Source organism: Pseudonocardia sp. DSM 110487 (assembly GCF_019468565.1).
Lineage (GTDB): Bacteria > Actinomycetota > Actinomycetes > Mycobacteriales > Pseudonocardiaceae > Pseudonocardia.
Genome location: NZ_CP080521.1, coordinates 8,267,394 through 8,285,426, shown reverse-complemented (window position 1 = coordinate 8,285,426; position 18,033 = coordinate 8,267,394). Strand labels below are relative to the sequence as shown.

The 18,033-nt window shown below is 71.5% G+C and carries 17 protein-coding genes; 6 read left to right on the top strand and 11 right to left on the bottom strand.

All coding sequences use genetic code 11. From position 1 onward, the window contains the following. Positions 1–32: 32 nt before the first annotated feature. The 10 genes from K1T35_RS38815 to K1T35_RS38770 form a co-directional block, all read right to left on the bottom strand. On the bottom strand, positions 33–947 hold the full coding sequence (locus K1T35_RS38815; RefSeq protein WP_220256679.1) for a hypothetical protein: 915 nt from the start codon (positions 945–947) through the stop codon (positions 33–35). After that, positions 944–1,240, bottom strand: coding sequence for a hypothetical protein (locus tag K1T35_RS38810; RefSeq protein WP_220256678.1), 297 nt, complete (start codon positions 1,238–1,240; stop codon positions 944–946). Before K1T35_RS38810 ends, K1T35_RS38815 begins: the two co-directional genes overlap by 4 nt. Further along, positions 1,240–1,587: a YbaB/EbfC family nucleoid-associated protein gene (locus tag K1T35_RS38805; protein WP_220256677.1), complete on the bottom strand. Its 348-nt coding sequence runs from the start codon at positions 1,585–1,587 to the stop codon at positions 1,240–1,242. Before K1T35_RS38805 ends, K1T35_RS38810 begins: the two co-directional genes overlap by 1 nt. A 72-nt stretch (positions 1,588–1,659) precedes the next feature. Then, positions 1,660–2,163 carry a 2'-5' RNA ligase family protein gene (locus tag K1T35_RS38800; protein ID WP_220256676.1) on the bottom strand — a complete coding sequence of 168 codons (504 nt, stop codon included), beginning with the start codon at positions 2,161–2,163 and terminating at the stop codon, positions 1,660–1,662. A 115-nt stretch (positions 2,164–2,278) separates the two neighbouring features. Further along, positions 2,279–3,373, bottom strand: a complete 1,095-nt coding sequence (locus K1T35_RS38795) for a Gfo/Idh/MocA family protein (protein WP_220256675.1) — start codon at positions 3,371–3,373, stop codon at positions 2,279–2,281. Then, positions 3,370–4,134, bottom strand: coding sequence for a ThuA domain-containing protein (locus tag K1T35_RS38790; RefSeq protein ID WP_220256674.1), 765 nt, complete (start codon positions 4,132–4,134; stop codon positions 3,370–3,372). The genes K1T35_RS38795 and K1T35_RS38790 overlap by 4 nt, the downstream gene beginning before the upstream one ends. A gap of 30 nt (positions 4,135–4,164) precedes the next feature. Next, complete coding sequence (locus tag K1T35_RS38785) at positions 4,165–4,980, bottom strand: carbohydrate ABC transporter permease (RefSeq protein ID WP_220256673.1); 816 nt, start codon at positions 4,978–4,980, stop codon at positions 4,165–4,167. 7 nt (positions 4,981–4,987) lie between these two features. After that, complete coding sequence (locus K1T35_RS38780) at positions 4,988–6,031, bottom strand: carbohydrate ABC transporter permease (RefSeq protein ID WP_220256672.1); 1,044 nt, start codon at positions 6,029–6,031, stop codon at positions 4,988–4,990. Next, positions 6,024–7,253, bottom strand: coding sequence for an extracellular solute-binding protein (locus K1T35_RS38775; RefSeq protein WP_220256671.1), 1,230 nt, complete (start codon positions 7,251–7,253; stop codon positions 6,024–6,026). Before K1T35_RS38775 ends, K1T35_RS38780 begins: the two co-directional genes overlap by 8 nt. A gap of 67 nt (positions 7,254–7,320) precedes the next feature. Further along, positions 7,321–8,337, bottom strand: a complete 1,017-nt coding sequence (locus K1T35_RS38770) for a LacI family DNA-binding transcriptional regulator (protein WP_220256670.1) — start codon at positions 8,335–8,337, stop codon at positions 7,321–7,323. Between the two features lie 115 nt (positions 8,338–8,452). Between K1T35_RS38770 and K1T35_RS38765 the strand changes: the two genes are divergently transcribed. Continuing rightward, the gene (locus K1T35_RS38765) at positions 8,453–9,340 is read left to right on the top strand and encodes a hypothetical protein (protein WP_220256669.1); all 888 of its coding nucleotides are present in this window, start codon (positions 8,453–8,455) and stop codon (positions 9,338–9,340) included. Positions 9,341–9,344: 4 nt separating this feature from the next. Here the strand turns inward: K1T35_RS38765 and K1T35_RS38760 are convergent, their stop codons facing one another. Then, positions 9,345–10,460: a malate/lactate/ureidoglycolate dehydrogenase gene (locus K1T35_RS38760; protein ID WP_255621201.1), complete on the bottom strand. Its 1,116-nt coding sequence runs from the start codon at positions 10,458–10,460 to the stop codon at positions 9,345–9,347. Between the two features lie 311 nt (positions 10,461–10,771). Here K1T35_RS38760 and K1T35_RS38755 point away from each other — a divergent pair, with 311 nt between their 5' ends. The 5 genes from K1T35_RS38755 to K1T35_RS38735 all read left to right on the top strand — a co-directional run bounded on the left by K1T35_RS38755 (position 10,772) and on the right by K1T35_RS38735 (position 18,029). Next, entirely contained in the window at positions 10,772–11,092 is a 321-nt protein-coding gene (locus tag K1T35_RS38755) for a 2Fe-2S iron-sulfur cluster-binding protein (RefSeq protein ID WP_220256668.1), read from the top strand. 1 nt (position 11,093) lies between these two features. Continuing rightward, on the top strand, positions 11,094–12,329 hold the full coding sequence (locus K1T35_RS38750; protein ID WP_220256667.1) for an NAD(P)/FAD-dependent oxidoreductase: 1,236 nt from the start codon (positions 11,094–11,096) through the stop codon (positions 12,327–12,329). A gap of 510 nt (positions 12,330–12,839) precedes the next feature. Further along, positions 12,840–14,987, top strand: coding sequence for a copper oxidase (locus K1T35_RS38745; RefSeq protein WP_255621200.1), 2,148 nt, complete (start codon positions 12,840–12,842; stop codon positions 14,985–14,987). Between the two features lie 149 nt (positions 14,988–15,136). Continuing rightward, positions 15,137–15,946 carry a DUF1775 domain-containing protein gene (locus K1T35_RS38740; protein WP_220256666.1) on the top strand — a complete coding sequence of 270 codons (810 nt, stop codon included), beginning with the start codon at positions 15,137–15,139 and terminating at the stop codon, positions 15,944–15,946. A gap of 109 nt (positions 15,947–16,055) precedes the next feature. After that, positions 16,056–18,029: a PepSY domain-containing protein gene (locus K1T35_RS38735; RefSeq protein WP_220256665.1), complete on the top strand. Its 1,974-nt coding sequence runs from the start codon at positions 16,056–16,058 to the stop codon at positions 18,027–18,029. The last annotated feature ends 4 nt before the right edge of the window (positions 18,030–18,033 follow it).

Genomic DNA, 18,033 nt, shown 5'->3' with positions numbered 1-18,033 from the left:
GGCGCAATCCTGCCGTCGGACCGCGCCGGAGGTCACGCCGGGGCCACTCCCCACCCCCGCTGACCCTGCTCGGCCGCGGTGAACTGCTTCCCGGTCTCGACCACGGCCCCGGCCTCGTACTCGTCGGCCGCTGTGTCGATCTCCCTCATGGTCGGCATCGCGGCCTTGACCGTGGCGGCGGTCTGCTGGATCGCGCCACTGATCTGCGCGGCCATCCCGCCGGCGAGCGTCATCGCGTCGAGCAGATTCCGGATCGTCCGCGCGATGTCCTCGGCGAGGTCGATCGCGGCCCAGATCAGCCGCAGTGCGCCCGCGCCCAGCGCGCCGCCCGCCGTGACCAGCGCCGCGATGCCCGCGACGACAGCGGTCTGGATCGCGTCGCTCACCCACTCCGCGATCTGGTCGCGGATCACGGCTCGCACGGTGCCGACCTGGGCACCGGTGGTGAGGATGAGGTCGGCGAGCTGGACGGCGTCGCGCCCCGCCTGCTCGAGCGCGCCGCCGAACCGGTCGACGGCTCCGCGGTAGCCGTTGCCCGCCATGCCCTCCCACGCGCTGAGCGCCGCGGCGGCCGCCCGGTGGTCCTGCGCGATCGAGCCGAGCTCACCGCCGACGTTGTGCCAGGTCTGGGCCTGCGCGGTGATCTGAGTGGGGTCGCCCGCGAGTGCGTCGAGTGGCTCGTGCAGGAACCACACGTGCTCGATGAGCCAACCGACGCCGGCCGAGAGCAGGGAGTCGAGCGGATCGACGATCGTGCCGAGCGTGTCGAGACCTGCGCCCACGGCCGTGTAGGTGACCTGGAGCGGGTCGACGTCGTCGGCGGAGAGGGCGGCGTTCAGGTCCGCCCAGCTCGACACGACCCCGCCGCCCTCGAAGCTGTCCAGCGGCTGAGCGTCCTCGTTCTCGGGCTGCACCACGAGCTGTTTGACGCCCGGCTGCTCACTCATCGCCCGCCACCGAACGGTGCCGCGACGCGCCGCTCGGCCTCCTGGTAGTCGCGGACGGCCGCCCGCACGCCGTCGCCGAACGCCTGACCACCATCGGCGAGCTCGGCGACCGACTGGGACGCGGTGGCTGCGGCGTCGACCGCCGACACCGCGAAGACCTGCCCGATCACCCCGTACGCGCCGAGTCCCAGCGGGGTCCCTGCGCCCGCGGCGTTGCGCAGCCGGGCGGTGAGCGCGTCGACCTCCCGCGCATGCTCGGACAGGACCCCGTCGTCGACCCGGAAGCCGTCCATCACCGCTCCGGCACGGCGAGGTGGGCCCGGAACATCTCCATGGCCGCGCTGCGCTCCCCGAAGACGGGCACCAGCGCCGCCTCGGCCTGCGATGCCGCCTCCCGCCGCGCCTGCCGCGCCGTGTCGAGCACGGCGGCGGCGAGCTCCTTGCGGGAGAGGACCTCGGCGTGCTCGGTGAGCTCCAGGTGCCGCAAGGCACCCGACTGGTCAACCGTGACGACGACCGCGCCGTCCCGGCTCGTTGCCGTGCCCGCAACGGCGGCCAGCGCCCGCTCGGCCCGGGCCGTCCGTGCCCGGACGTCCTGGAGGCGATCCTGGTAGCCGGCGAGCCACTCGCGTCCGTCCATGGGTGGGACGGTAAGCGCCGGACCCTCACGCGCGGGGCCGTTTGGGAAAACTGGTCATCATGCCGGCGTGGGCTACTCCGTCAGCGGAAAGGACGCGACGTCCTCGAGCAGCGGGCGGCGGGGAGAGGAGCGGTCGGCCACCAGCGCGACCTCGCGGGCGGTCCACTCCGCGGCGACCGGCTCGCCCGCGAGAGTGGCCGGCACCCGGCCGCGTGCGAGCACGACGTCGGCCTGGAACGGCTGGGGGTGGGTCACCGGGACCAGCCCGACCGTCGCGTCGAACACGAGCGCGGCGAGGTCCTCCAGCCCGGAGACCGGGGCGCCGAGCCACTGGCCACCCAGCCTGCGCGTGGCGGGGCCGAGGGTGCACTGCGCGGGCGGCACGCCGTCCAGCTCGTCGGCCAGCTCTCTGACCAGGGGATCCACGACGTGGTCTGGTACGTGCCCGAGCGCCCGCAGCTTCACGATCCACTGCTCGGGTACCGACCAGGTAACACCGCGGGTGGGCTCCCGCGGCAGGGCGCCGAGCACGTCGACGACGTGGGCGGGCGGCCGGATGGCCACGAAGAGCCGCACGCGTCCAGGTTAGAGCCGCCCGGCGCGCATCGAGATCACAGCCGCGATCTGCCTCCGGGTTCGTGGTCTCGATACGGGCCGGCGTTGGGGCGCCGGCCCTACTCGGCCACCGTGGTCAGCGGCCGGCGGTGAGGACCGCGCGCACCGACGGCCAGCTCGCCAGCGCGTCCCGGACGTCGGGGTGCGTCTCCGCCCGCATGGCCTCCGCGTGGGCCTCGGCCAGCACGTCGTCGATGAGCACGCGCTGCCCGGTGTCCGCCGACCGGACCGCCGCCTCCACCATGGCGAGGCTCAGCACGTTCTCGTGCACCTCGCCCATCGGGGGCAGGCCGGTGCGCAGGGCGTCGGTGAAGACGAGCAGCGCGCCCTCGATTCCGGAGTACGGCGAGGCGGGGCGAGGTGCCGGGTCGACGTCGCCCTCGAGCACCGGGTCGCGGTCGCCGTCCCAGTGCGCGGAACCCTTCTCCCCGGACAGGCGCCACACGCCGTTCCAGGACGTCTGCATGCCGGGGCTGACCCAGCTACCGGTGTAGGTGTAGCGGACACCGCCGGTCATCTCGAACACCGCGGTGGCCGCCGCGTCGCCCGCGAACCAGCTCCACGGCGGGTTGTGCGACTCGCAGTACGCCGCGACCGGCTCTGCGCCGAGCACGAACCGGGCCGAGTCGAACGGGTGGATCGCCATGTCCACCAGTAGCGGGTGGGCCATCTCCTCCCGGAACCCCGGGAAGTGGGCCTCCCGGAAGAACTCCGTGGTGAGCGAGCCCGGCGTGCCGAGGTCCTCCGCCATGGCGCGCAGCGCGAACAGCTGAGGGTTCCACCGCCGCGACTGGCTCACCATGAACAGCCGGCCGGTCACCTCCGTCGCCGCGGCCAGCGAGAGCGCCTCGGCCACGGTGGGGGCGACCGGCTTCTCACCCAGCACGTCGAGCCCGGCGAACAGTGCCGCGGTCGTCACCGGGTGGTGGGCCTCCGGCACGGTCGCGTTCACGATGGCCCGGGCGCCGGTTGCCGCGGCCAGCGCCACGCCGTCGGTGCCGGTGGCCACCGGACGGCCCAGCGCGGCCGCGGTGACCTCGGCCGTGGCGGGGTCGATGTCGGCGATCCCGGCCAGTTCGACGTCAGGGGCGGCCTCGATGATGTCGCGCCACGCCCGCCCCATGAGGCCGGCGCCGACCAGTACGACACGCAGCGGATCGGCGAGGGTCATCCGATCGGCCCCGTGTAGCCGGCGCCCTGGAAGAACTCGCCGGTCTCGTAGCGCAGCAGCACCGGCTCGGCGCGCTCGGGCCTGTCGGTCCGCGCCCACTTGACGCCGTTGGCGATCACGCGCCGGACGTCCTTGTGGTGGTAGGTCGGGTAGTCCTGGTCGCCTGGGCGGAAGTAGAAGATCTTGCCGTAGCCGCGGCGGAATGTGCAGCCGCTGCGGAACGCCTCCCCGCCGGAGAACGTGCTGATGAAGATGAGCTCGTCGGGGGCCGGGATGTCGAAGAACTCCCCGTACATCTCGTCCTCCTCGATCTCGAGGGGATGCGGGACCCCCTCGGCGATCGGGTGGGTGGGGTCGACGGTCCAGATCAGCTCGCGGTCGTGCTCGCTGCGCCAGCGCAGGGTGCAGCTGGTGCCCATGAGCTTCATGAAGATCTTCGACCAGTGCCCGGAGTGCAGCACCACGAGCCCCATGCCGGCCAACACGTGGTGGTGCACGCGCTCGACGACCTCGTCGGCCACCTCGCCGTGCGCAGCGTGGCCCCACCAGACGAGCACGTCGGTGTCCTGCAGGGCCTCCTCGGTGAGGCCGTGCTCCGGGTCGTCGAGGGTGACGGTCCGCACGACGCTGCCGTCGCCGAGGTTCTCGCGGATGCCGTCGGCGATCGTCTCGTGCATGCCGTCCGGGTAGATCTTGCGAACGTGCTCCTCGATCTTCTCGTGGCGGTTCTCGCCCCAGACGGTCACGCGGACGGGAGTCACAGATTGCGTCCTTTCGGTCATTTCGCTGCTTTATTTCACGGCACCGCTGGCGACGCCTGCGGCGACGAAGCGCTGGGCCACCAGCAGCAGCACGACGGCCGGGATGGAGGCGAGCACGGCGGTGGCCATCACCGAGCTCCAGTCGTTGATGTACGTGCCGATGTACTGGTAGATGCCCAGCGTCACCGGCCGCACCTCTTCGGTGGTGGTCAGCGTGAGCGCGAAGAGGAAGTCGCTCCACGTGAACAGGAACGTGAAGAGCGCCGCGGTGACCAGCGCGTTGCGGCTCATCGGCACGACGATCGAGACGAACGCGCGGATCTGGCCCGCGCCGTCCACCCGGGCGGCCTCGATGACCTCGTTCGGGATCGACAGCAGGTACGCGCGCATGATCAGGATCGCGAACGGGATGCCGTGCGTGGAATCCGCGAGGATCAGCCCGGGGATCGAGTTGAGCAGCCCGAGGTCGCTGTAGGCGCGGTAGAGCGCGTTGGCGACGACGATCCCGGGGATCATCTGGCTGATCAGGATCCCGAACAGCACCACGCCCGCGCCACGCACCTTGAACTGCGCCAGCGCGTACGCCGCCGGCGTGGCGACCAGCAGGCTGAACACGACGCTGCCGAGGGCCACGATCAGGCTGGTGACCAGGTTGCGGCCCTGCTCGCGCAACGCGGTCGCGTAGCCGTCGAAGGACAGGTCGAGCGGGATCCACGGCGTCCCGACCGCCGAGCTGGCGGGCTGCAACGAGACGTTGAGCATCCAGTACAGCGGGAACAGCATCACCCCGAGGATCAGCACGCCGATCGCGGTGCTGCCCCAGCCGTGCTTGCGAACGAACGTCATGGGTGCTTCACCGGTCCATCGCGTGCCGGTTGGCGCGCAGGTAGAGGAGGGCGAACGCCAGCGAGATGATGATCAGCACGTTGCCCATCGCCGCGCCCTGACCGAACTGGAACTCCTGGAACGACAGGTGATACGCCTGCGTGGCGATCGTCTGCGTCGAGTTCGCGGGTCCGCCGCGGGTGAGCCCGAGGATGATGTCCAGGACCTTGATCGTGTAGACGACCCCGAGCACCAGCACCACGTTCACCACCGGTCGCAGCAGCGGCCACGTGACGTTGTGGAACGCGCGCCAGCCGGTGGCCCCGTCCAGGGCTGCGGCCTCGTAGAGATCCTGCGGGATGTCCTGCAGCCCGCCGTAGAGGATCGTGGTGTTGAACGGGATCCCGATCCAGATGTTCACGCCGATCACCGCGATCAGCGCGAGCGAGGTGCTGGTGAGCCAGCCGGGGTTGTCGGCGATGCCGACCGCGCCGAGGAACCGGTTCAGCGCGCCGTTGTCCTGGTCGAGGATCCACCGCCACACGGCGCCGGACACGATCAGTGGGATCAGCCACGGCAGCAGCAGCAACGAGCGCAGCGTCCCGGACAGCGGGAACCGCCGATGGAAGAACAGCGCGATCCCCAACCCGATCACGAACTGGCCCGCGATCGAGCCGACCGTGAACAACACCGTGTTGAGCAGCGCCGTGCCGAAGAGGCCGGACGTCAGCACGGCGACGTAGTTGTCCAGCCCGACGAACGGCGCTTCGCCCGTGTAGAAGCTGCGGGTCGTGTACTCCTGGAACCCCATCAGGGCGTTCTGGACCACCGGGTAGCCGAAGAAGAGCAGCAGGTAGGCCACGGCCGGCACGAGGAACCCCAGCTGCAGCAGCCGCTCGCGTCCGCGCGGCGACCACCACCCACCGGCCGGTCCCCGTGGTGGCGCCGGCGCGGCGTCCGTCGGAACCGGCCGGTCGGGCGCGGCCACACCCGGTGGATGGAAGTCGGCGGAGCCTTCGGAGCCGACGGGGCGGGTAGGTGCGGCGCCCGACCGGCGCGATACGTCAGCCATCCTGCGCCTGCTGCAGGGCCTGGAGCGGCGGCGCACCACCCGTGATCGCGGTCTGCACCGCCGTGTAGATGCGGGTGGCGGCGGCGGGCCACTCGGGGCCGAGCTTGCCGGTGCGCGCCCGTGCGGTCTGGACGATCTCGGTGAAGGCCGCCATCCGCGGCACCTCGGCGACGAACCGGTCGCGCAGCGCCGTCTTGGTCGGCACGGTCGTGCGCTCGGTGGCGAGGGCGATCTGGTTGTCGTCGGTGTTCAGGCAGGTCACGATCTCGGCGGCCTTGGCCTGGCGGGCTGCGTCACCGGTCTGCGGGATCGTCCAGGTCTCGCCGCCCAGCGGTGCGACCACGGTGTCGCCTGCCTGCGGCACCGGGATCGGCACGACCTCGTAGTTCAGCCCCTCGAACTCTTCGAGCGCGGGGAACTGCCACGGCCCGTTGATCATCATCGCCGCGTTGCCCGCCCCGAACTGGTCCTTGACGTCGGCCTGGCCCCAGTTGAGCACCGACCGCGACGCCGAACCGGAGTTCACCAGGTCGACCCACAGCTGCAGCGCCTCGGCGGTCTCCGGGCTCGCGATGTTGGTCTCGTCGCCGCCGTTGCTCCACATGAACGGCAGGAACTGCCACGCGCCCTCGTAGTCGGCGATAGCGGAGAACGCGACGCCGTAGCGCTCGCCCTGGGTGAGCGCCGCCGCCGCGGTCTTGAGCTCGTCCCACGTCTTGGGCGGCGAGATGCCGGCCTGGTTCAGGAGATCGACGTTGTAGAACAGGCCGATCGAGTTGGTCACCGGCTGCAGCCCGTAGACCTGCCCCTCGAAGGTCGAGGCGCTCACGACGCCCTCCTGGAACCCGTCCGCGGACAGGCCGAAGTCGCTGATCGGGGCGAGCGCGCCGGTGGCGGCGATCTGCTGCAGGTCCGGGTTGTCGAGCATGAGGACGTCGGGGAGCGTCCGCGAGGACGCCTGCTGCAGCACCTTCGCGATGAGCTGCGGCCCGGGCACGACCTCGCGCTCGATCGTCACGCCTGCCTGCTGGCCGCACTCGTCGAGCTTGCGGGCGTAGACGCTGCGGTCGGGCTCGTTGTTGTAGTAGTCGAGCACCCGGAGCGAGGTGACCTCACCACCGCCGCCTCCGCCGCCTCCGCCCCCGCAGGCGGTGAGCCCGAGCGCGGCGGCCGCGACCAGCGCGGGGAGGGCGGTCCGTAGTGATGCTCCTCGTCGAGCCATGTCCGGTCCTCTCGGTTGATACGTATCGATTGCGGGCGTGCGGTGGCCGCGGGGTGCGCGACCGGCGTCAGGGGGCGGGCAATGTGGTCTTCCGGCGCGTGAGCCGGGGCGGGATCAGCTCGACGAGCTGGGCGGGGTCGTCCGCGCTGCGGTCGAGCAGGCGGAAGAGGATCTCCATCGCGCGCCGGGAGACGTCGCGCGGCTCCAGCGACACGTTGGTGACGGCGGGTCTGGTCGCCTCGGCGGCGGCGTCGGTGCACAGACCGACGAGCGAGATGTCCCGGCCAGGGGTGAGACCGCGGTCGAGCACGGCCTGCAGCACCGGCTGCACGGCAGGGGAGTTCGGGATGACGAAGCCGGGACGGTCGCCGCCGCGCTCGAGCGCCTCCCGCACCGCGTCCTCGACCCCCGCGCGGTCCAGCGGGACGGGGCTCACGAGCTCCATGCCGACGCCGTGCGCCTCGGCGGCCGCCGAGGCTCCGCGCTGGAACCGGCGTACGTAGTTGATGTCGCGCTCCACCACGTCGGGGGGATGGCCGATCACCACGATCCGGTCGTGCCCCGCCGCGGCCAGCTCGTCGACTGCGAGCCGTCCGGCCTCGGCGAAGTCCACGTCCACGCAGTGCAGCCCTGCGCTGTCGTCCGGGACGCCGATGAGGATCACCGGGACCCGCAGTGTCGCCGCCACCGGGATGCGGGCGTCGTCGGCCTCGATGTCCATCATCACGATCGCGTCGCAGAGCGCGCGGCCCGCCAGCCGGGTGAGCCCGGCCGAGCCCTCGTCGGCCGTGACGAGCAGGACGTCGTGGTCCGCCGCGCGGGCGCAGCCCGCGATCGTCTCGATGAACGGGAGCAGACCGGTGGTGTCGGCGCCCGGCCGGAACCGGACGACGAGCCCGACCACGTGGGTGCGCTGGCTGGCGAGGGCCCTGGCACCGGCGTTGGGCTGGTAGGTGAGCTGTTCGATGGCGTCGAGCACGCGCTTGCGGGTCTCGGCCGAGATCGTCCGGCGGCCGCTCATCACGTAGGAGACGGTGCTCTGCGACACCCCCGCGACCCGGGCGACGTCCCGGCTGGTGACCATCGGGCGCCTCCCTCCGTCGGGTAGTCGATACGCATCGACAGTGACGCGGGTGACCGTAGTCACCAGCCCGAGTGAACGCAACCCATCGTTGTATCCGCGACGAGAGGGGACGCGGATGGGCACGGCGGCGCGCTTGTCGGGCTTCGTGGCGGTGCTGGCGCTGGTCTTCGGCCTGTCCTGGTGGACGGGAACGTCCGTGCCCGGCGTGCAGGCGCCCTCGATGGCCGAGACCGACGAGCCTGCCGGGGCCCCGAACTCCGAAGTCGCGTTCGACCCGGGTGCGGCAGGAGTCGTCTCCACCGCTGCCGGCTACACGTTCGTGCCGCGCGGCGACACGACGTTCGCGCCCGGCAGGCCACGCGAGCTCGAGTTCGTCGTGATCGGGCCGGACGGCCTCCCGGTCACCGCGTACGACACGAGGGACGAACGGCGGCTCGACCTGGTCGTCGTCGGCCGTGACGGTGGGGGATTCCAGCACCTGCAGCCCGCGTTCGACCCCGACGGCGTCTGGCGGGTACCGCTCACGTTGCCGGCCGCTGGCGTGTACCGCGCGTACGCCGACTTCGTACCGACCGGCGGCCCGGCGCTCGTGCTCGGCATCGACCTGTTCGCGCCCGGCCGGTTCTCACCTGCCGAGTTCCCGCGATCCCGAACGGCCCACGTCGCGGGCTACGACGTCCGGCTCGACGCCGACCTCGTGGCAGGCGGCCGGTCCGAGGTGTTCGTGGCAATTGACCGCGACCGCCGCCCGGTGACCGACCTCGAGCCGTACCTCGGTGCGCCCGGCCATCTCGTCGTGCTGCGGCAGAGCGACCAGGCCTATCTGCGCGTGGCGCCGCTCGCGCGCGACGCGGAGCCGGCGGCGGGGTACCGGACCAGCGCGGGCATCGCGTTCACCGTGGAGGTCCCGGGGGCGGGTGAACACCGGTTGTTCCTCGAGTTCAAGCACCGGGGTGTCGTCCACACGGCCGAGTTCACCGTCCGGACCGGAAGCAACCAGTAGGCCGTCAGGTGGGGGTGGTGACGCCGAGCGCCTCCGCCGTGCGGCGGATCGCCGCCCACGTGTTCACCGGCAGGGGGACTCCTTCGGCCAGACGGACCTCGCGGGTGACCGTCTCCGGGTCGCCGGGTGCCAGTACCGGGGCGGCCGGGTCGATCGGGCGCGCGCTGAGCACCCAGTCCAGGTACTCGCGCGCGATCCGCTCGAACTCGGCCTGCGTGCCGAAGTGGGCAGGGGAGAGGTAGATCGACAGCATCCCGTTGGCGATTCCCTTGCGCGGGCCGTCGATCGGGCCCGCGCAGCCGCCTGCGGTGAACGCGCCCGCCAGCAGCTCGCACATCAGCGCGAGGCCTGATCCCTTGTGCTCGCCGAACGCGCGGATGGCGCCCACGCCCCCGCCGGGGTGGCGCAGGTCGGTGGGCCCGTAGTCGCCGTAGAGGACGCGCGGGTCGGCGGACTGCACGCCCTCCGGACCGATCAGGGCGTCCGGGGGGAGTGGCCGTCCGCCGTACGAGGCCACCTGCACCTTCCCCTCGGCGACGAGCGACGTGGCGAAGTCCAGCACCACCGGCCGCTCCGGCAGCGGGATCCCGATGGCGAACGGCGCCGTCGAGAACCGCCGCTCGACCGCCCCGAAGGGCGCCACCAGCGGCGACTTGGCCACGTTCACGAAATGGATGGAGATCAGGCCCGCGGCGAGCGCGGTCTCGGCGTACGCGCCGACGCGGCCGATGTGGCCGGAGTTGCGTAGCGCAACGATGCAGCTGCCGTTGGCCCCGGCCCGCTCGACCCCGAGTGCAACGGCTTGCGCCGCGATCGTCTGGCCGAAGCCCTTGTGCCCGTCGAGCACCACGAACGCGCCGCCGTCGGTGACGACCTCGGCCCGTTGCCCGGCCCGGACCCAGCCTTCCCGCATCCAGTCGACGTACAACGGCACTCGCACGACGCCGTGGCTGTCGTGGCCTGCGAGGTTCGCCCCGACGAGCTCGCGGGCGATCAACCCCGCCTCGTCCTCGGCGCAGCCGGCCGCGGCGAAGATCGCGCGTACGGTCGATTCCAGCTCGGCGGCCGTGATCAGGTGCACTTGATCGTTCCCGGCCGCACTCGTCTCCCCGATCGTCACGTCCCCAGCATGACTGACGGCGCCGGGCCGCAGGCGGAGGCTCCTAACGACCGGGACGCGTGAGCGTCGGTAAACAGTATGTGACAACCGGCTCACTGGCGATTAGGTGCCCGAGGGAGATGGTTGTTACGAAGGGCTCACGCGGATACTCGTGGCTGTTACCGCGGTCCGGGTAGAAATTGTGCCTCACAGCTGCCCAGGAATCCGCAGAGTTGTTCGTTACAGTGACTTTACGGTGTGCGACGTCGTGGTTACGCCCTTTTGGCATCGTCTGGCTTTCGACTCCGATCCGCGACCACGAGGAGATGAGCGTGCCAAAAGTCACCTACGTGTACGACGACGGTTCGGAGCACACCGTCGAGGTGGCTGTCGCGACGAGCCTGATGCGGGCCGCGTTGCGTAACCAGGTGAGCGGCATCGTCGGTGAGTGCGGGGGCGCGGCGACGTGCGGGACCTGCCACGTCTACCTCGACCACAGCACCGAGCAGTTCGCGCCACCGTCGGGCGACGAGGACGAGATGTTGGAGTGGACGGCCGCTCCGCGCGCGGCGAACAGCCGCTTGAGCTGTCAGCTCGTCCCCACGGATGAAGGCGCCCACCTGGTCGTCCGCGTCCCGGCGGAGCAGGTCTGAGATGCGCGGGGTCGTAGTGATCGGCGCCGGGCACGCGGGCGTGGAGGCCGCGGCGTCCCTGCGTGCGGGCGGCTACAACGGTCCCGTGACGGTCGTCGGTGCCGAGCGACATCTGCCCTACCAGCGACCTCCGCTGTCGAAGGAGATGCTCCACGACGGTGGTGACCCGGACGCCCTCTCCCTCCGCGCCGAGGCGTTCTTCGAGGACCGGCGCATCGTCCTGCGCCATGGCCTGGCGCTCGACATCGACCGGGCCGCGCAGCTCGTCCACATCGCGGGCGACCGGCCCGTCGCTTACGACCACCTGGTGCTCGCCACGGGCGCCGCGCCCCGCCGGATCGAGCTCCCCGGCCGGTCGCTGCGCGGGGTGGCGGAGCTGCGCACCCTCGACGATGCGCTCGCGTTGCGCGCGTCGCTGGTGGGGGCGAGGCGGGTGGTCGTGCTGGGCGGCGGGTTCATCGGGATGGAGGTGGCGAGTGCGGCGCGCAAGCGCGGCGTCGAGGTGTCGGTGGTCGAGCTCGGCGACCGGCTGCTCAGGAGGGCGGTGTGCCCGCCGGTGTCGGCGGCCGTTGCGGCCCACCACCGGGCAGAGGGCGTGGGGCTGTGGTTCGGCGAGCATGCCACGGAGCTGATCGGCGACGCCGGGCACGTGACGGGCGTGCGCACGGCCTCAGGGCGGGTGCTGCCGGCGGACCTCGTCGTGCTGGGGGTGGGTGCCACGGCCGAGGACGGCCTGGCCCACCGGGCGGGCCTCGCCACGGACGGCGGCGTGCTCGTGGACCGGTGGCTGGCCACGTCGGACCCCCGGATCGTCGCGATCGGGGACTGCGCCGTGGTGTGCGATCCGTCGACCGGTACGAGGCGGCGGCTGGAGTCCATCCAGAATGCGACCGATCATGGCCGCTACGCCGCCGCGCGCATTCTCGGTGAGAAACGGCCGTACTACGCCGTGCCGTGGTTCTGGAGCAACCAGGGTTCGCTCCGGCTCCAGCTCGTGGGGATGGCGGAGGAGGTCGATCAATTCGTGGTGCGGGGCGACGAATCGCGCTTCTCGGTGTTCTGCCTGCGGAATGCGCGGCTGACGGCGGTCGAGTCCGTCAACGATCCTGGCACTCACATGGCTGCCCGCAGGCTGCTGGAGCGCGTGACACCCAGCGAAGCGGAACTCGTTGCGGCCGATTACGACGTGCGGGCGCTCGCGCGCCGGGCGATGGCGAGGGAGACTGCGGTCGCCTGACAATGATCTGATGGAGTCTTCGTGGGCCCGCGGGCCGGCAGAACAGCCGGCCCGCGGGCTCATTGATGTTGCGGGCTATCCAGCACGGATCGGCCACGGTACTAACGACGGAGCACCGTCACGGGTTACGCCCGGCAGTAGTTAACAATCGGTATCTGTGGGCTCACGGGCGCGTACTCCGTCCGGAGTAGTCCAATGTAACGGAAGGGTCATGCGCTTGCACCCATCTGTTACGCCGTTCGTGCGAGCATTTGCACATCCCGTGATCCGGGAGTGACGAGGGATTGCTCCGCGCAGCGCGATCTTCCCCGAGGTCGGCAGTGATTCTGCGCGTCGTCGTGCGCGCCACGTCGAGAGTGATCCGCATTCGCGGGTCGGCGACCGAGAATCAGTGCGGGACACGAGAGGAAGTACATGTCCGGAATCGCCGCCCATTGCCCCTCCGGGGCTGGGAAGAGACGACGCCGCCTCGCCGCGGCGACGGTGATGGCGGCAGCCGGCGCGACGACGATGACAGCCACACCTGCCGCTGCTCAGCAGCCGATCGGAGTGGGGCCACTGCCGATCACGTTCAACCTGACCGACGAGAACGGCGCGTGGTTCGACTCGGGGCTCGAGCTGTTCGGCAGCAGCTCGCTCGCGGTCGCCGTGCTGCCAAGGCTGGGGGCCGACATCGCGGTGCCGAGCATCGCCGCGCCGCCCGTCCCGGCCACCGCTCCGTCCGGCGGGCTGCTGGGCCTCGGCGACCTGCTGGGGCTGGACACGACCCTGTCCGCCGTCAAGGGCATCGGCGCGGCCGAGCCGGAGGCCGCCGGCCTCGCTCTCGAGGCCGAGTCGCTGATCGGCGAGCTCAACGGGATCCTCGGGGGGATGCCGGCCGGCGCGCCGGTCAACCTGCTCGACCTCCCGGTCGGCGTCGACCTGCAGGGCGTGCTCGACTCGCTCGGGAAGTTCGCCGTGGTGGCGCCGCCGGTCTCGGTGACCTTCAACGTCGACCGGAGACGGTCCGAGGGTGTTCGCAACCCCATCGGGCTCATCGCGCCCGAGGGCGCGGAAGGCTTCCCGTACGTGAACGCGGGAGGCGCGTTCTTCGGCGAGAAGACGATCCAGCTCACCGAGCCAGGGTTGTACGCCTTCACGGACTCGGTCGCGCCCTACATGCTCGGTGCCGTCGTGGTGGACGACCCGCTCACGCTGGGCCTCGACTTCGGCAAGAGCCTGCTGGTCAACGGGCAGCAGCAGCCTCTTCCGTCGAACGCCGACTACATCCAGCGGCTGGTGAACACGTTCTTCACCGCCACCAACCCGAACAACTGGCAGACCTTCAGCGACACCGGGGAGACGTCCTGGAACCCGTTCCAGCCGCCTGCTCCGATCCTGCAGTACGACGCTGCCGGCAACCCGGTGCTGATCCCCGATCTGGACGCCTACTTCGACCGGTACTTCGACTATCCCAGGACGCTGCCGGCGCTGAGGAAGCCGGATGCCCCCGGGGTGGGTGAGACCTGGATCGCCACCCAGATGGAGGACTACGCCGGCAAGGTGAAGCACGGCTCCGTCACCAAGATCAATGTCGAGGACTGGACGATCGATCGGAAGATCGCGGCCCCCGGCATCGACATGAACAACCCGCACAACATGTGGACCGACAAGGAATACAAGTACCTCTACGCGAACGAGTGGTTCGACAACGAGACCGACGTGTTCGACCGCGAGACCGGAGAGACCATCCGGCAGACCGAGGTCGGGCACAACCCGGCGCACGTGATGACGCGGCCGGGCAGCGACAACCTGGTGGTCGGCATCAATGCCGGCACGGACGTCGTCGAGCTGGCGCCGGGCGGCACGGAGGTCCTCCGCCGGATCGACGTCGACCCGGAGAGCGGCATCACGCCGCACCCGCACGCGCACTGGACCAGCCACGACGGCAAGACGGTCGTCGCGCCGAACACGATGACCAACGAGGCCGTCATCGTCGACATGGAGTCGGGCACGGTCAAGCACGACCCCGTCGGGGCCTTCCCGATCGCCACGTCGATGACGCCGGACTCGAAGAAGGCGTACCTGTCGGACTTCCTCGGCGGGAGCCTCACGTGCGTCTCGCTCGTGGAGGACGCATGCGCCACCCCTGACGGCGGCGTCGCACACCTCGCGACGGTCGACCTGTGGCAGAACTACGACAAGCAGAACAAGCCCACCGGGCCGTGGGGCGGGCTGACCGTCCAGCTCCCGGTGAGTCCGGACGGCAAGGCGTTGCTGGCGGCGAACACGCTGTCCCAAACGGTCTCGGTGATCGATCCGAAGACCAACGAGTACATCAAGGACCTCCCCTGCAACGCCGGCTGCCACGGCGGCAACTTCGGCGCCAAGAAGGGCGGCGGGTACTACGCCTACATCTCCAACAAGTTCTCCAACGCAGTGCAAGTCATCGATGTCGACCCGAACAACGACGGCGACATCTCCGATGCCGCCGTCGCCGGCGAGCTGGTGCTGGACGGGACCGCGAACACGGCGGTCGACGACGAGCTCGTCGCACATGCCGGAGTGGGCGGACAGGGCGTCGTGGCCATCCCGCTCGTCTACAACGGCTGGTCGCAGGAGGTTCCCGCTGGGTGGCGGGAAAAGCTGACTCCCCAGCAGCTCAACCCGATCGGCTAGGACAAGCCCTGGCACGACCGCACGTCGACCGACACGACAGCGGTCCGGGGCTGCTCCCCGGCCCCGGACCGCGTCAGCAGTTCGTTCCACCCCGCGGTCCCGACTCGGGTCGTCGCCCAGCCCGGACCGTTTCTCCGAGGGAGTACCCCATGGCCTGCAGCCGGAAGTCCGGTCCTCACCTACTGGCCGCGACGTTCACGACGACGTTGACCGTGATCTGCATGCTGGCGTTCGCGCCCGCCGCGTCGGCGCGCGTCACCGTCGTGCCCGGATCGGTGCAGGGCGGCGGCACGGCGACCTTGGCCGTCCGCTTGTCCAACGAGCAGCCGGACATGGTGACCACCCGGCTCGAGCTCACCTTCCCGCCGGATGTCGTGATCCCGCGCGTCGAGGTCGCGCGGGTCGGCAAGTGGCGGGTGAAGGTCGACATGCGCCGCGTGGATCCGCCGGTCACGGTCGACGGTGAGGAGGTCGACGAGGCCGTGGCCTCGATCGTGTGGACGGGCGGTGAGGTCGCCCCCAAGCAGTTCGAGCAGTTCCTCGTCACCGCGGGCCCGCTCCCGGCCGGCGGGGGCAGGCTGGTGCTGGCCGCCGTGCAGGGGTACGAGGACGGCACCGTCGACCGGTGGGCCGATGAGGCGGCGCGGCCGGGCTGGCCGGGTGCGCCGACGATCGCCATCACGCCAGACGCGGATGCCGCTCCGGTGGGCCGGGCGGTGGAGAGCGGCGGCGCACCGGTGCAGGCCGGTGCCGGCCCCGCCGCCATGGCGGCCGCTGCGGAGCCCGCCTCCGGCGGAGCCGGTGTGCTGCCGTGGATCCTGCTGGTGGCAGGCGTGCTGGTGGCGGGCGTCGGGAGCGTCGTCGGATACCGGCAGCAGGAGCGCCGCAAACGACTGGCGAGGCCTCGGCTCACCAGCACGAATATCCGGGAGCTGCCGACGGGGGCGGGCAGGCGATGACCGCGACCCAGACGCTCGCGCGCGGCCTTCCCGGGCTGCTCGCCGCGGCGGCGCCTGTGACCGGTCCGGCACAGCTCGCGCAGTCCGACGGCGTACAGCAGGCCGGACGATGAGCCCGCGCCACGAAATCGGGTCCGGAGCCCGCGAGGCGCATGCCGGCAGGCCATCGGGCTGGAGCATCACGGGGCGGGCGGCGAGAAAGTGGCCTCTCGCCGGCTCGGCCGCCCAGCTGCGCCCGCTCGCCCGGCGGGTGCACTTCATGGCCGGGCTACTGGTGGCGCCGTTCCTGCTCGTGCTGTGCATGACCGGGCTCGTCTACGTGTGCAGCCCGCAGATCCACGAGGACCTCTACGGGGGTCAGCTGTTCGTCCCCGAGGTCGGTGACAACCCCCGGCCCGTCACGGAACAGGTCGTCGCGGCGCTGGCCGCCCACCCCGAGGCGGAGCTGCGGTCGGTCGTGCCCCCGCCAGGGCCTGACCGCACCACGCGCGTGAACCTCGCCGTGCCGAGCCTGACCGAGCCCGGCGAGGCGCGCACGGTCTTCGTCGACCCGTACACGAACTACATCAGCGGCGAGCTGACCACGGTCGACGGCCGGATGCCCGCCAACGTCTGGCTGCGCGACCTGCACACCGACCTCCATCTCGGTGCGGTCGGGCGGCTGTACTCGGAGGTCGCCGCGAGCTGGCTGCCCGTGATCGTCCTCGGCGGGCTGGTGGTGTGGATCGCCAAGCAGGGGCGGCGCCGGCGCGGCATCCGTGAGCTGCTGACCCCGCTGCCGCGGGGCAAGGGGGAGCAGGCGCGGATGCGCGCCGTGCACGGGCCGCTCGGGATCTGGCTGACGGCCGGCCTGCTCGTCATGAGCGTCACCGGCCTGACGATGAGCCGGTTCGCCGGGTGGGGGCTGCCCGCTGTGCGGGCGCCCGAGCTCGCCATGGCCCCTGTCGTGGTGCCGGGCGACGTCGCGCCCGCCGGCGTCGACCGGGTGCTGCAGGTCGCGCGTGCGGAGGGGCTCCGCGGCGAGGTCCAGGTGGCGGCACCGACCGCCCCGGATCAGCCGTTCACGGTGGCCGAGATCTCGGCAGGACTGCCGATCCGCAAGGGCAGCATCGCGGTCGACCCCTACACCGCGCAGGTCACCGAGCGGATCGGGTGGGACGACTACCCGTTCCTCGCGCAGCTGCGCGAGATGGGCCAGCAGGCGCACACGGGCACCCTCTTCGGGGTCGCCAACCAGATCGTGCTGGGGCTGCTCGTGATCGCCACGATCGTGCTGATCCTCATCGGCTACCGGATGTGGTGGAAGCGCAGCCCGTACGGCGAGCGGCTCGCATCGGCGCCGCCGCCCGCGCTGCGCCAGCTCACCGCGACGGTCGGGGTGCCGGTCGTGCTGGTCACGGTCGTACTCGGCTGGCTGATGCCCGCGTTCGGCCTCAGCCTGGCGGCGTTCGTCGTGCTGGACCTCGTGATCAACGCGGTCCGGCAACGGCAGGAACGGCTGCGCAGGGCGGTGACGGCCGGCGCGCTGCTCGTCGCGGTGGCCGCCTTCGGCGTGGCGGTGGTGATCAACACCCCGTCACCCGCCACCCGGGTGGACGCTGTCAACGCCCTCCCGGACCGGCGCGTACCCGAGCCGGCCCCGCTCTACCCGCCGCCGCCCGTCGACCAGGCCGTTCCCGACCAGCCCGTTCCCGGCGAGGCCGTGGGCGAGGACGTCGTCGCGGCGCCGCCCCGATCCATCCAGGGAGGCCGTGCCGGGGCGCAGGCCGGCCCCGCCCCGGCGCCGCCCGCTCGGGACATCGACGCCCCCGCCGACCGGCCCGGCGACACTGAGCCAGTGCGCGGCGAGACCGGAAGCAGCGACACTCGGCGCGATGGCGGCTCGGGCGACTCCCGGGACTCCGAGCGTCCGCACCCGTCCGAGGCGCCGGATGAGCCCGGGAACCCATCGGACGACGTCCCCGAGCCGGCACCGCCACCGGCCAAGGAGTCACCGGACGATTCGCCCGGCATCGTCGGAGGGCTCGTCGGCAACGTGGTCGACACCGTCAGGAGCGTCACCGGAGGGCTACTCGGCGGTTGACGCC